The 12,644-nt window shown below is 68.5% G+C and carries 14 protein-coding genes; 3 read left to right on the top strand and 11 right to left on the bottom strand.

Going from position 1 to position 12,644, the window contains the following annotated elements:
• Window positions 1-21 precede the first annotated feature (21 nt).
• From CWC60_RS12300 to CWC60_RS23645, 10 genes are all read right to left on the bottom strand, one after another.
• Window positions 22-1,509 carry a carboxypeptidase M32 gene (locus CWC60_RS12300; RefSeq protein WP_109794241.1) on the bottom strand — a complete coding sequence of 496 codons (1,488 nt, stop codon included), beginning with the start codon at window positions 1,507-1,509 and terminating at the stop codon, window positions 22-24.
• A 5-nt stretch (window positions 1,510-1,514) separates the two neighbouring features.
• Window positions 1,515-2,213 carry an SURF1 family protein gene (locus tag CWC60_RS12295; protein ID WP_125182774.1) on the bottom strand — a complete coding sequence of 233 codons (699 nt, stop codon included), beginning with the start codon at window positions 2,211-2,213 and terminating at the stop codon, window positions 1,515-1,517.
• An 18-nt stretch (window positions 2,214-2,231) separates the two neighbouring features.
• Window positions 2,232-2,594 (bottom strand): DUF983 domain-containing protein, encoded by a 363-nt coding sequence (locus CWC60_RS12290; protein ID WP_109794299.1) that lies wholly within the window; start codon window positions 2,592-2,594, stop codon window positions 2,232-2,234.
• Between the two features lie 24 nt (window positions 2,595-2,618).
• A complete protein-coding gene (locus CWC60_RS12285) occupies window positions 2,619-3,455 on the bottom strand; it encodes a cytochrome c oxidase subunit 3 (RefSeq protein ID WP_109794239.1) in 837 nt (278 codons plus the stop codon).
• Window positions 3,456-3,459: 4 nt separating this feature from the next.
• Entirely contained in the window at window positions 3,460-3,993 is a 534-nt protein-coding gene (locus CWC60_RS12280) for a cytochrome c oxidase assembly protein (protein ID WP_420891157.1), read from the bottom strand.
• A gap of 52 nt (window positions 3,994-4,045) precedes the next feature.
• Window positions 4,046-4,219: a hypothetical protein gene (locus tag CWC60_RS23650; RefSeq protein WP_164516512.1), complete on the bottom strand. Its 174-nt coding sequence runs from the start codon at window positions 4,217-4,219 to the stop codon at window positions 4,046-4,048.
• Window positions 4,219-5,139 (bottom strand): heme o synthase, encoded by a 921-nt coding sequence (locus CWC60_RS12270; RefSeq protein WP_109794236.1) that lies wholly within the window; start codon window positions 5,137-5,139, stop codon window positions 4,219-4,221. Before CWC60_RS12270 ends, CWC60_RS23650 begins: the two co-directional genes overlap by 1 nt.
• A 13-nt stretch (window positions 5,140-5,152) precedes the next feature.
• Window positions 5,153-6,772 carry a cytochrome c oxidase subunit I gene (gene ctaD, locus CWC60_RS12265; RefSeq protein ID WP_109794235.1) on the bottom strand — a complete coding sequence of 540 codons (1,620 nt, stop codon included), beginning with the start codon at window positions 6,770-6,772 and terminating at the stop codon, window positions 5,153-5,155.
• A gap of 28 nt (window positions 6,773-6,800) precedes the next feature.
• On the bottom strand, window positions 6,801-7,625 hold the full coding sequence (gene coxB / locus CWC60_RS12260) for a cytochrome c oxidase subunit II (RefSeq protein ID WP_164516511.1): 825 nt from the start codon (window positions 7,623-7,625) through the stop codon (window positions 6,801-6,803).
• A 135-nt stretch (window positions 7,626-7,760) separates the two neighbouring features.
• Window positions 7,761-8,279, bottom strand: a complete 519-nt coding sequence (locus tag CWC60_RS23645; protein WP_164516510.1) for a nuclear transport factor 2 family protein — start codon at window positions 8,277-8,279, stop codon at window positions 7,761-7,763.
• 188 nt (window positions 8,280-8,467) lie between these two features.
• Between CWC60_RS23645 and CWC60_RS12250 the strand changes: the two genes are divergently transcribed.
• Complete coding sequence (locus CWC60_RS12250; protein WP_109794233.1) at window positions 8,468-9,619, top strand: acyl-CoA dehydrogenase family protein; 1,152 nt, start codon at window positions 8,468-8,470, stop codon at window positions 9,617-9,619.
• Here the strand turns inward: CWC60_RS12250 and dapB are convergent, their stop codons facing one another.
• Window positions 9,620-10,429 (bottom strand): 4-hydroxy-tetrahydrodipicolinate reductase, encoded by an 810-nt coding sequence (gene dapB / locus CWC60_RS12245; RefSeq protein ID WP_109794232.1) that lies wholly within the window; start codon window positions 10,427-10,429, stop codon window positions 9,620-9,622.
• Between the two features lie 49 nt (window positions 10,430-10,478).
• On the opposite strand from dapB, the gene CWC60_RS24280 reads away from it, so the two are divergent.
• Window positions 10,479-11,123, top strand: coding sequence for an NUDIX hydrolase (locus tag CWC60_RS24280; protein ID WP_277422327.1), 645 nt, complete (start codon window positions 10,479-10,481; stop codon window positions 11,121-11,123).
• A 150-nt stretch (window positions 11,124-11,273) separates the two neighbouring features.
• Window positions 11,274-12,641, top strand: coding sequence for a TldD/PmbA family protein (locus CWC60_RS12235; protein ID WP_109794230.1), 1,368 nt, complete (start codon window positions 11,274-11,276; stop codon window positions 12,639-12,641).
• Window positions 12,642-12,644: the final 3 nt, after the last annotated feature.

Below are 12,644 nucleotides of genomic sequence, written 5' to 3'. Positions count from 1 at the left end.
TTTCCCGCCGGTTCCCCGCGCTCAGCCGAGATAGCGGGCCGCCAGATGGGTCCGGAACGCCTCCGCCGAGAGCGGCGCGCCGGTGGCGTCGGCCAGCACTTCTTCCGTCGTCGCGGAAAGACCGCGGCGGTGGACCTTTTCCCTGAGCCAGCCGGTGAAGGCCGCGAAGTCCCCGCCGGCGACGCGTTCGTCCAGATCAGCGACATCGCGCCTGAGCGCCGCCATGAGCTGCGCCGCCGCCAGCGCGCCCAGCGTGTAGGTCGGGAAATAGCCCACCGCGCCGTCCATCCAGTGGATGTCCTGCAGGCAGCCGTCGCGGTCGTCGGGCGGGCGGATGCCGACAAGCTCCGCCATGCCGTCGTTCCATGCGCCGGGCAGGTCGCCGACGGCGAGATCGCCCGACAGCAGCGCCTTCTCCAGACGGTGCCGCAGCACGATATGCAGCGGATAGGTCGCCTCGTCGGCGTCGACGCGGATCAGGCCGCGCGCGACGCGGGTGACCAGCCGGTTCAGATTGTCAGGGTCGAATGCCGCCTGGGGCCCGAATGTTTCCGCCAGAAGGGGCGAGAGCCAGCGCAGGAAGGCCGGCCCGCGGGAAAGCTGCATCTCGCAGATCAGGGACTGGCTCTCGTGCAGCGCCATGCCGCCGGAGCGGCCAACCGGCTGGCCCCGCCACTCGACGGGCAGGCCCTGTTCGTAGAGGGCGTGGCCGGTTTCGTGGACAATGCCCATCAGCGCCTCGGCGAAGCCCTCGGGCGCGTAACGCGTGGTCAGGCGGACGTCGTCCTGCACGCCGCCGGTGAAGGGGTGAACGCTTTCGTCCAGCCGGCCCTGCGCGAAGCGGAAGCCGAGCGCCGCCATGACCCGCTGGCCCAGCGCTTTCTGGCCGGCGAGGGGAAAGGGGCCGCGCGGCGGCGCCGGTTCGGGGGCCTCGGCCTGACGGGACAGGATGTCATCGATCATGTCCGGCAGCCAGACGGCCAGATCCTCGAACACCGGCGCGACCGTGGCCTCTCTCAGGCCCGGCTCGAAGAGCTCGAGCTGGGCGTCATAGGGCGCGAGGCCGAGCGCCTCGCCCCGCGCCGCCGCGGCCTGGCGCACCAGGGCGAAGACCTTCTCCAGATGGGGCTGCTGGCGGGCGAAGTCGTTGGCGGGCCGCGTCTCGCGCCAGCACATCTCGGAGGCCGCGCCGGCCCGCTGCAGCGCCTCGACGAGGTCGGTGGGCACGGCGGTGGCGAGCAGGTATTCGCGGCGCATCAGTTCCAGATTCCGGGCCTGCCAGCTCTCCAGCCGGTTCCGGTCGGCCTCGGCGCAGTCCAGCAGCTCGGCCGTTTCCGGCGCGATCAGGATCTCGCGGGCGATCAGGCTGAGCTCGGCGATCTGGTCCGCGCGGCCCTCCGCCGACCCGGACGGCATCAGCGTCGCCCGGTCCCAGTAGAGGATGCCGAGCGCGTCCTCGACCCGGCCGCGCCGGCGGAAACGTGCGACCAGGGCCGCATAGGCGTCCATACCGTTCACCGGCGTCCCTCCCGTCCGCGCCTGAAACCCATGATCAGCCAGATGACCGCCAGCACTGCGGCCAGGGAAAACCAGGTCAGCGCGTAGTTCAGATGGGTGTTGCGCAGGTTGAGGTCGGGCCGTTCCGCGCGGGGCCATTCGCTGCCGTTCTCGGCGACCACGTACCATGCCGGCGCTTCCAGCCCGGACATCGCGGCCATGGCCGGGGGATCGACCGCGAACCAGGTGCGGCTCGCCGCGTCGGGTCCCGGCGTGAAGATGGTGTCGGGATCGGGCAGGCGCAGGACGCCGGTCACCGTCACCTCGCCGCGGGGCGGCTCGCCCGGCCGCGCCGCGGGATCGCGGAAGCGGCCCGGCACCCAGCCGCGCTCGACCATGACGACCTGGCCGTTGTCCCGCACCAGGGGTGTGAAGACGCGGTAGCCGATCTCGCCGTCTTCCGGCCTGCCGGCGCGATAGACCTCGCCCTCATGGCGGAACACGCCGCTCAGTTCGACGCGCCGGAAGCGCCATTCGGCCGGATCGGCGATCGCCTGGGGCAGGGGCCGTGCAGGCTGGCCCATGCGGGCGGCGATCTGCTCGATCAGGCCGGTCTTCCAGGCGCGCCGCTCCAGCTGCCAGTAGCCGAGACCGCAGAGCACGGCGAAGGCCATGGCGGCAAAGATCGTGAGCCAGAGAGAGGGACGAAAACGCAACGCGGCTGTCCTGCGGTTCTAGATATCGACGTCCTGCGTCGCCCGGTTGCGGAACTGCAGCGCGATCAGCAGCGCCTTGGCCGGACGCAGCAGGATGAGCGAGCCGCCGATCACGACCGGCAGCAGGTAGAGCGGATGGACCCAGACGGGCGGCGCGAAGCTGAACTCGACCCAGAGCGCCAGGGCCGCGGCGACCGCGCCGATGATGAAGATGATGAAGACCGCGGGGCCGTCGCCCGAATCGACCTTCGAATAATCCAGGTCGCAGACGTCGCAGGCCCGCGCCACCTGCAGGAAACCGCTGTACAGCCGACCCTCCCCGCAGCGCGGACAGCGGCAGCCGAAGCCGGCCCGGAATGGCGAGACAAAGCCTTCTTCCATCATTCCGGGCCGGCGATCAGGCGATCACTGGTGGATGACGCCGCCGGAGCCGCCCCACCAGTAGATGCAGACGAACAGGAACAGCCAGACCACGTCCACGAAGTGCCAGTACCAGGCCGCCGCCTCGAAACCGAAATGGTGGTCGGGGCTGAAGTGGCCCTTGATCGCCCGCACCAGACAGACCAGCAGGAAGATGGTGCCGATCAGCACGTGGAAGCCGTGGAAGCCCGTCGCCATGAAGAAGGTCGAGGCGTAGATGCCGTCCCGGAAACCGAAGGGCGCATAGGCGTATTCATAGGCCTGCACGCAGGAGAACAGCGCCCCAAGCAGGACGGTGCAGATCAGCCCGTTGACCAGGCCCTTGCGGTCGCCCTCCCTGAGCGCGTGATGCGCCCAGGTCACCGTGGTGCCGGAGAGCAGCAGGATGACGGTATTGACGAAGGGCAGATGCCAGGGATCGAAGACTTCGATGCCCTGCGGCGGCCACTGCCCGCCGATCCCCTCATTGGGATAGAGCGCGGCGCCGAAGAAGGCCCAGAACCAGGCCACGAAGAACATCACTTCGGAGGCGATGAACAGGATCATGCCGTAGCGGTGGTGCAACTGGACGACCGGCGTGTGGTGGCCCTTGTGCTCGGCCTCGTCGATCACGTCCCGCCACCACACGATCATGGTGTAGATCACGCCGAGGAAGCCCACGGCGAAGACGATGACCGGGATGATCGAGCCATCGGTGTTGTGGCGCGGGATCGAGAGGATTCCGCCCACCGCCATGAGAAAGGCGGCGATGGCGCCGATGATCGGCCAGGGGCTCGGATCGACGAGATGGTAATCGTGGTTCTTGGCGTGAGCGTCAGCCATGCTCTCACTCCCTCCTTGCCGCGCCGTCCCCACCGGCGGCGCTGACCCTGCTGTCCGGCTCGCCCTTGGCGGGCTTCGCCTCGAAGAACGTGTACGAGAGCGTGATGGTGCGCACCTCGTCCGCGTTGGGATCCTGCTCGATGGCGGGATCGACATAGAACTGTACCGGCATGTCCGCGGACTCGCCGGGCGCGAGCGTCTGCTCGGTGAAGCAGAAGCACTCGATCTTGACGAAATACTGCCCGGCCTTCAGCGGCGCGACGTTGAAGCTCGCCGTGCCCGTGATGGTCCGGTCGGTCGGGTTGGTGGCGCGATAGAAGGCGAGCCCGGTCTCTCCGGTGCGCACCGTCATGCTGCGCTGCACGGGCCGGAAGGTCCAGGGCATGCCGCGCGCCAGGGTTGAATCGAACTCCACCTTCATCGTGGTCTCGCCCAGCATCTCCGACCCGGCCTCGGCCTGCTGGGTGGTGCCGGCGAAGCCCGTGACCCGGCAGAACAGGTCGTAGAGCGGCACGGCGGCGTAGGACAGGCCGACCATGCCCGCCACCATGGCGAGGCAGACGACGACGACCCGTCCGTTGCTGCGGCCGCTAGCGCTGGACACCGACATCCCCATTCATGACGGGCAGATCGCCCTGGCTCATCTTCACCAGCGAGCCGGCGAAGACCAGTCCCACGAAGGCCGCCAGCGCCAGCGCGACGGCCAGGTTGCGGCCGCGGCGGCGTTTCGCCTCCTGCTCGTTCAGCGGCTCGAAGCGGTCCATCAGGCCCACCCCGCCGCATGCTCGATCCCCAGCGCGGCGAACAGCGTGAAGAGATGCACGATGGAATAGCCGAACAGCCGCTTCGCGCCCTCGTAATAGCCCGTGGGCTGCCGCCAGACGACGGCGGCGAGGGCAATGAATACCAGGCTGCTCACCACGGCGACGGCAAGGTAGAGCGCGCCGCCGACGCCCAGCACCCAGGGCAGGATCGCCACCGGCGCCAGCAGGACCGCATAGACCAGGATCTGCCGCCGCGTCGCCGGCTCCCCCGCCACGACCGGCATCATCGGCACGCCCGCGCGGGCGTAGTCGCCGCTGCGGTAGAGCGCGAGCGCCCAGAAGTGCGGCGGCGTCCACAGGAAGATGATGGCGAACAGCGCCCACGCGCCCGGCGCGGCGAGGTCGCCCGTCGCCGCGGCCCAGCCGATCACCGGCGGAAACGCGCCCGCCGCGCCGCCGATGACGATATTCTGGGGCGTCAGCCGCTTCAGCCACATGGTGTAGATGACGGCGTAGAAGAAGATGGTGAAGGCCAGCATCGCCGCGGCCGCCAGGTTGACCAGCAGGCCCATGGTGAAGACCGATGCTGCGGCCAGGAACAGGCCGAAGACCAGCGCGTCTCCGCGTCCGACGAGCCCCGCCGGCACGGGCCGGGCGGCGGTGCGGGACATGACGGCGTCGATGTCGGCGTCGAACCACATGTTGATGGCGCCGGAGGCGCCGGCGCCGACGGCGATGCAGATCACCGCGATCAGCGCCGTGACCGGATGCACCGAGCCGGGCGCGGCCAGCAGGCTGACGGCGCTGGTGAATACCACCAGCGACATCACCCGCGGCTTGAGCAGACGCATGAAGTCGACCGCCCGGGCTTCCGTGGCCCGGGCGGCTTCGTTCTTCGCAGCATATGCGGCGTCGCTCATGGCGTTGCGGTCCTCAGCCCTGCTGACGCTCGCGGACCACCGGCAGGTCCTCGTACTGGTGGAACGGCGGCGGCGACGGCAGTTTCCACTCCAGGGTGGTGGCGCCCTCGCCCCACGGATTGTCGCCAACGCGGCGCTTGGCCATGTAGGCCTCGATCACGCCGAACAGGAAGACCAGCACGCCGACGCCGGAGAGATAGGCGCCCCAGGACGATATCTCGTTCCACGGCGCGAACTCCGCAGGATAGTCGGGGATGCGCCGCGGCATGCCCTGCAGGCCCAGGAAGTGCTGCGGGAAGAACAGCAGGTTCACGCCGATGAAGGTGACCCAGAAGTGCAGCTTGCCGACGAACTCGGAGTACATGTAGCCGGTCATCTTCGGGAACCAGTAGTACCAGGCGCCGAAGATCGCGAACACCGCGCCCATGGACAGCACGTAATGGAAGTGGGCCACGACGTAGTAGGTGTCGTGCAGGTAGTTGTCGAGACCGGCATTGGCCAGCACCACGCCGGTGACGCCGCCCAGGGTGAACAGGAAGATGAACCCGATCGCCCAGATCATCGGCGTGCGGAAGCTCATCGACCCGCCCCACATGGTCGCGATCCACGAGAAGATCTTGATGCCCGTGGGCACCGCGATGACCATCGTCGCAGCCGTGAAGTAGGCGCGCGCGTCGAGGCTGAGGCCCACCGTGTACATGTGGTGGGCCCAGACGACGAAGCCGACGACACCGATGGCGACCATGGCGTAGGCCATGCCGAGATAGCCGAAGACCGGCTTCTTCGAGAAGGTCGAGACGATATGGCTGATGATGCCGAAGGCCGGCAGGATCAGGATGTAGACCTCCGGATGGCCGAAGAACCAGAACAGATGCTGGAACAGGATCGGGTCGCCGCCCATCGAGGCCTCGAAGAAGGCGGTGCCGAAATTGCGGTCCGTCAGCAGCATGGTAATGGCGCCGGCCAGCACGGGCAGCGACAGCAGCAGCAGGAACGCCGTCACCAGCACAGCCCAGGCGAAGAGCGGCATGCGGTGCAGGGTCATGCCCGGCGCGCGCATGTTGAAGATGGTGGTGATGAAGTTGATCGCGCCCAGGATCGACGACGCGCCGGCCAGGTGCAGCGACAGGATGGCGAAGTCCATGGCCATGCCCGGATGGCCGAGCGACGACGAGAGCGGCGGATAGATCACCCAGCCGGTGCCGACGCCGTCGCCGCCGGGACCGCCGGGAACGAACATCGACAGCACCAGCAGTCCGAAGGACGGCGGCAGCAGCCAGAACGAGATGTTGTTCATCCGCGGAAAGGCCATGTCCGGCGCGCCGATCATCAGCGGCACGAACCAGTTGCCGAAGCCGCCGATCAGTGCCGGCATCACCATGAAGAAGATCATGATCAGGCCGTGGCCGGTGATCAGCACGTTGTAGAAGTGATGGTCGCCGCCGAGGATGTCCGCGCCCGGGCTCTGCAGCTCCATGCGGATCAGCATGGACATCACGCCGCCGATGATGCCCGCGATGACCGCGAAGATCAGGTACAGCGTGCCGATGTCCTTGTGGTTGGTCGAATAGACGAAGCGCTTCCAGCCCTTCGGGTTGCCGTGGGCGTCGACCGATTTGCCGAGATAGCTCATGTCTGGCTCACTTTCCTGACGAGAGGTTTCAGCGACGGCCGGACTGCGCGACCTTCAGGTCGCCGCCGTCCAGGCCCGCGGATTGCTGCTGCGCCCAGGCTTCGAACTCGTCCTTGCTGACGACCTCGACCATGATCGGCATGAAGCCGTGCAGCATGCCGCACAGCTCCGAGCACTGGCCGAAATAGGTGCCTTCCTTTTCGAAGTAGATGGGCAGCTCGTTCAGATGGCCGGGCCAGCCGTCGACCTTGCCGCCCGCGGCGGGCATGGCCCAGCTGTGGCCCACGTCGGCGGCAGTGACCTGGACCTTGATGTTGGTCCGGGCCGGCAGCACGACGACATTGTCGGTCTTCAGCAGGCGCAGCGCGGGGTCGTAGCCCTCCTCGCCCTCGTTGATCATGTTGGCCACGAAGGAGAAGCCGCCGTGGTCGGGATACTCGTACTCCCAGTACCACTGGTAGCCGGTCGCCTTCAGCGTCATCTCCGCGTCCTCGACCTCGTGGGTGTTGATCAGCAGCTTGAAGGACGGCACGGCGATGACCAGCAGGATCAGGATCGGGACGATGGTCCAGACGACCTCGACCAGCGTGTTGTGGGACGTCCGCGACGGCGTCGGGTTGGAGCGCTCGTTGTAGCGCACCATGACCCAGATCAGCAGACCCAGCACGAGCAGGGTGATCAGCGTGATGATGACCAGCAGGAGGTTATGGAAATCGACCATTTCCTCCATCAGGGGAGAGGCCGCCCCCTGCATGTTGAGTCCCCAGGGTTCCCCCTGGCCCAGCCGCCCCTCCTGGCCGAAGCCCGCCGTCGTCATCGACAAGAACGCCGCGATCGCGAGAAAGATCCGCATCATTTCCGTTCCGATCCTCGATACCTGTAACCCGTCCGCGGCGCCCCGGCCGCAGACCCCCCTTATAGCTGCGCCGGAACCTACCCTCCAAGCGAGCCGCGCCACAGGGGCGATAATGTCGCAATTGAAGCTGTACTATCCGGTTCCGGGCGCCGCCGGACCGTCGAGCGCCGAGCGGCCGGCGGCGACATGACCCGCCGCTTCCGCGCGCCCGCGCAGTTCCTTCGCCCACTTCCGGCTCTTGGCCGCCATGACCTCCGGCGGCACGCCGAGCTGGACCATGGCCGCGGCGCCGTTCGCCGTCTCCCGGTAGCTCTCGATCAGGCCGTCCTCGCCGAAGATGAAGATCGAGGTGCCTTCCAGCAGCACGTGATTGCCCGCGAAGGCCGGCATGGTGGAGATGAAGCTGAACAGATAGCGGGCATAGCCGGTGCGCCCGTCGCAGACCGGATCGATCATCTGCCAGCTGAAATCCTTCGCATCGCCCCAGAAATGGTTCGACAGCATGTGGGCGATTCGCTCGCGGCCCTCGAAGGGTCCGTAGATATAGTCGTGATAGACGCCGTCTTCGGCGAACAGGGCCGCCAGCCCCGCGCCGTCATTGGACTCCACCGCGTCGGTGAAGCGCTTCAGCACCTTGTCGAAATCCACCATCTGGCATCTCCCCCGGTCTTTCGGCCCATGCTACAGCAGGGTGACGCTGCGCCGCGACCGGAACATTTCCGAGTCGCATTTCCGGAACAGGCGCGAACGAAAGGGGACAGGCCGGTGAAGGCGGAACGAATCGGGGGGCGCCGATTCGTTCCCGCGCCGGCGAGCGAGGCCGGGGAGGGCCCGAAACGATGATATTCCGCGATCCGGTCCACATGACCGAAGAACTCGGCATGCTGCGCGACACCGTACGCCGCTTCGTCGCTGAGGAAGTGACGGGCAAGGGCGACGCCTGGGAGAAGGAGGGGCGCACGCCGAAGTCGGTGCTGAAGAAGCTGGGCGATCTCGGTCTGCTGGGCGTGCGCTATCCGGCCGAATACGGCGGCTCCGAACTCGACACCCTGGCCACCGTGGCGCTGCACGAGGAACTCGGCCGCTCCACCTATGGCGGCTTTCACGCCATGGTCTCGGTCCACACCGACATGGCCTCGCCGCATCTGGCCCGCTACGGCACCGACGAACAGAAGCAGAAGTACATGCCCGCCATCGTCGCCGGCGACATCCTGACCGCGGTCGCGGTGACCGAGCCCGGCGCGGGTTCCGACGTCGCCGGCATATCGACCAAGGCCGTGCGCGACGGCAATGGCTGGCGGCTCAACGGGCGCAAGATCTTCATCACCAACGGCGCCACCGCCGACGTGCTGTTCGTCGCGGCCAAGACCGACAGCTCGGTCAAGGGCAGCCGCGGCATCTCCATCTTCATCGTCGAGCGCGACACGCCGGGCTTCGAGACCGCGCGCACGCTCGACAAGACCGGCTGGCGCTCCTCGGACACCGCGGAACTGGTCTTCGAGGACGCACGCCTGCCCGCCGACGCCCTTCTGGGGCAGGAGAACCGGGGCTTCTACGCCATCATGGACAATTTCCAGAACGAGCGTCTGACCCTCGGCGCGGCCTCGGTGGGCATGGCCATGGCCGGGATCGAGCAGACGCTCGACTGGGTCAAGCAGCGCCGCGCCTTCGGCAACCCGCTGTGGGATCTCGGCGCGGTGCGCCAGCGCATGGCGAAGGCCGCCGCCGAAGTCGAGGCAGCACGGCAGCTGACCTGGCACGCGGCCTGGCTGGACGCGCAGGGCCTCGACTGCACGCGCGAGGTCTCTATGGTGAAGGCGCTGACCGGCGACATGGTCAACCACGTGCTCTACGAGTGCACGCAGTTCTTCGGCGGCATGGGCTTCATGACCGAGAACCCGGTCGAGCGCATGTACCGGGATGCGCGGGTGATGTCGATCGGCGGCGGCGCTTCCGAGGTGATGCTGGAGGAGGTGGCGAAGCGGCTCTGATCAGCGCTCGCCGCCCAGTCCCAGCACGTCGACCATGCCATAGAGGCCGGGCGGGCGCCCTTCGGTCCACATCGCGGCCCGCACCGCGCCGGCGGCGAAGATGGCGCGATCGGTCGCGGTGTGGCTGAGCGTCACCCGTTCGTTGTCGGTGGCGAAGATGATCGAATGCTCGCCCACGACATTGCCGCCGCGCAGCGCCGCATAGCCGATCTGACCCTTCTTCCGCGCGCCCGTATGGCCGTAGCGCCCGCCCACGGCGACCTTGTCGTGGTCCTGTCCCCGGCCCTCGGCGGCGGCCCGGCCCAGCATCAGCGCGGTGCCGGAGGGCGCGTCGATCTTCCAGCGATGGTGCATCTCCACCACCTCCACGTCCCAGTCGAGGCCGAGGGCGGCGGCGACCTGCTTTGCGGTCTGCATCAGCAGGTTGACGCCGAGCGACATGTTGCCCGCCTGGACCACGGCGACCTTCTCCGCCGCGCGTTCGATCCCGGCCTGCTGGTCCTTCGACAGCCCTGTGGTGCCGATCACCATCGCGCAGCCGGTCTCGGCGGCGGCCTTCGCGTTGGCGACCGTCGCCTCGGGCACGGTGAAGTCGATGACCACGTCGGCGGCGCCGAAAACCGCGGCCGGGTCGTCGGAGACGGTGACGCCGACCGGCTCCAGCCCGGCCAGCCGCCCGAGGTCCTCGCCGACCGCGGCGGCGCCCTTCGCCTCCAGCCCGCCGGCGATTTCCGCGCCCTCGGTTTCGCTCACCTGCTTCAGCAGCATCCGTCCCATGCGCCCGGCGGCGCCCGCAATTGCGATCCTCATGCTTCCCTCCGGCTTCCGCCCTGACGTGAAAGGCCATAAACTCACGGCCATGCATTTGAAATCAAGCTGGATGGACGCGGCCGCCACCGGCCGCCTGCGCGAGCACGCGGCCCGCAACCTGGCGGGCTTCGAGCGGACGCCGCCGAACCGGGAGCCGGCCAAGCGCGCCGCAGTCGCCTGCCTCATCACCCATGACGATGACGGCATTCCCTGTTTCGTCATCACCCGGCGCTCCTCGAAGCTTTCCAGCCACAAGGGGCAATGGGCCCTGCCCGGCGGCCGGATCGACCCCGGCGAGAGCGTGATCGAGGCGGCGCTGCGCGAGGTGCGGGAGGAAATCGGCCTGCACATTCCCGATGCGGACGTGCTGGGCCGGCTCGACGACTACGTCACCCGCTCGGGCTACTGCATCGCCCCGGTCGTGGCCTGGGCGGGGGAGCGCCCGGCCTTCACGCTCAACCCGGCGGAGGTGCAGGAGCTGCACATGCTGCCGCTGGCGGACCTGGACCGGGAGGACTCGCCGCAGTTCGTGGAGATTCCCGAAAGCGACCGGCCGGTGATCCGCCTGCCGCTGATGGACAACCTGATCCACGCGCCGACGGCGGCCGTGCTCTACCAGTTCCGGGAGGCGGCGCTGCACGGGCGCCCCACCCGCGTCGCCCATTACGAACAGCCGGTCTTCGCCTGGAAATAGGAGGGCGGCGGACGGATGCCAGGCTCCCGGCGGGCCTTGCGCGCCCACTCCTCCGCTCTTGAACGCAGCCCGGTTCCGACACTAGATGATGTACGTACATTCTGGCGCTGCGCGCCGCGTTCCCCCGACCTCCACGAAATCAGGATCTTCATGCCCGACACCGCCCGCACCGCCGACGACGCCCTCGAACTGCTGGACGACCTGCTGAAACGGGCGCTGGCCCACGGGGCCGACGCCGCCGACGCGGTGATGATCCAGAGCGATTCGGTCGGCGCCTCCTGGCGCATGGGCAAGCCCGAAGACCTGGAGCGCTCCGAAAGCCGCGATGTCGGCCTGCGCGTGATCCGGGGGAAGAAGCAGGCGACCGTCGCCTCGACCGACCTGAAGCCGTCCATGCTGGAGGAACTGGCCGAGCGCGCCAACGCCATGGCCAGCGTCAGCCCCGACGACCAGTGGTGCGGGCTGGCCGACAGCGCGCTCTACGCCCGGGAGGTGCCGGACCTGGACCTGGACGACCATCCCGACCCCGATCCGGAAAGGCTGATCCAGCGCGCCCGCGCGGCGGAGGAGGCGGCGCTGGCCGTCGACGGCGTCAAGCAGTCGGAGGGCGGCAGCGCCGGCATGGCCCGCACGCGCATGGCGCTCGCCATCCGCGGCGGCGACCGGCCCTTCGCCGCCAGCTACACCACCTCCAGCCATTCGGTGTCATGCTCGGTCATCGCCGAGGATGCGCAGGGCCACATGGAGCGCGACTACGATTTCTCCTCGGCGCGCCATTTCGCGGACCTGGCGAGCCCCGAAGAGGTCGGCCGGCAGGCGGCGCTGAACACGGTGCGCCGGGTCGGCTCCCGCAAGATGGGCTCCAACAGGCTGCCCGTGGTCTTCGACCCGCGTGTCGCCAACGGCCTGCTGGGCCACTTCGCCGCCGCCATCAACGGCACGGCGATCGCGCGCGGCACGTCGTTCCTGAAGAACCGCATGGGCGAACGGGTCTTCGCCGAGGGCATCCGCGTGGTCGACGACCCGCTGCGCCCGCGGGGCCTGCGCTCCCGCCCGGTGGACGGGGAAGGCGTCGCCGTCCGCCGCACCGACCTGATCGAGGACGGGATACTGAAGACCTGGATGCTGGACAGCGCCACGGCGCGCCAGCTCGGCCTGCAGACCACCGGCCATGCCGGCCGCGGGGCGGGAAGCTCGCCCTCGCCCGGGCCCAGCAATCTCTACCTGGAGCCGGGCGAGGTCTCGCCCGAGGAACTGATCGCCGACATCACCGAAGGCTTCTACGTCACCGAGCTGATCGGCTTCGGCGTCAACGGGGTCACCGGCGACTACAGCCGGGGCGCCGCCGGGTTCTGGATCGAGAACGGCCGGATCGGCTTCCCGGTCTCGGAAATGACGGTCGCCGGCAATCTGAAGGACATGTTCCTGAAGCTCCGGCCCGCCAGCGACCTGGTCTTCCGCTATGGCGCCAACGCGCCCACCGTCCGCATCGACGGCATGACCGTGGCCGGGAACTGACGC

The sequence above is a fragment of the Minwuia thermotolerans genome (genome assembly GCF_002924445.1).
GTDB lineage: Bacteria > Pseudomonadota > Alphaproteobacteria > Minwuiales > Minwuiaceae > Minwuia > Minwuia thermotolerans.
This window is presented reverse-complemented; position numbering and strand designations above follow the sequence as displayed.

Bases quoted from the DNA above. Each gene is read 5' to 3' on its own strand.
- CWC60_RS12300 (WP_109794241.1), bottom strand. From the start codon at position 1,509: ATGGACGCCTATGCGGCCCTGGTCGCACGTTTCCGCCGGCGCGGCCGG.
- CWC60_RS12290 (WP_109794299.1), bottom strand. From the start codon at position 2,594: ATGGAAGAAGGCTTTGTCTCGCCATTCCGGGCCGGCTTCGGCTGCCGC.
- CWC60_RS12285 (WP_109794239.1), bottom strand. From the start codon at position 3,455: ATGGCTGACGCTCACGCCAAGAACCACGATTACCATCTCGTCGATCCG.
- CWC60_RS12280 (WP_420891157.1), bottom strand. From the start codon at position 3,993: ATGGTCGGCCTGTCCTACGCCGCCGTGCCGCTCTACGACCTGTTCTGC.
- CWC60_RS23650 (WP_164516512.1), bottom strand. From the start codon at position 4,219: ATGGACCGCTTCGAGCCGCTGAACGAGCAGGAGGCGAAACGCCGCCGC.
- CWC60_RS12270 (WP_109794236.1), bottom strand. From the start codon at position 5,139: ATGAGCGACGCCGCATATGCTGCGAAGAACGAAGCCGCCCGGGCCACG.
- ctaD (WP_109794235.1), bottom strand. From the start codon at position 6,772: ATGAGCTATCTCGGCAAATCGGTCGACGCCCACGGCAACCCGAAGGGC.
- coxB (WP_164516511.1), bottom strand. From the start codon at position 7,625: ATGCGGATCTTTCTCGCGATCGCGGCGTTCTTGTCGATGACGACGGCG.
- CWC60_RS23645 (WP_164516510.1), bottom strand. From the start codon at position 8,279: ATGGTGGATTTCGACAAGGTGCTGAAGCGCTTCACCGACGCGGTGGAG.
- CWC60_RS12250 (WP_109794233.1), top strand. From the start codon at position 8,468: ATGATATTCCGCGATCCGGTCCACATGACCGAAGAACTCGGCATGCTG.
- dapB (WP_109794232.1), bottom strand. From the start codon at position 10,429: ATGAGGATCGCAATTGCGGGCGCCGCCGGGCGCATGGGACGGATGCTG.
- CWC60_RS24280 (WP_277422327.1), top strand. From the start codon at position 10,479: ATGCATTTGAAATCAAGCTGGATGGACGCGGCCGCCACCGGCCGCCTG.
- CWC60_RS12235 (WP_109794230.1), top strand. From the start codon at position 11,274: ATGCCCGACACCGCCCGCACCGCCGACGACGCCCTCGAACTGCTGGAC.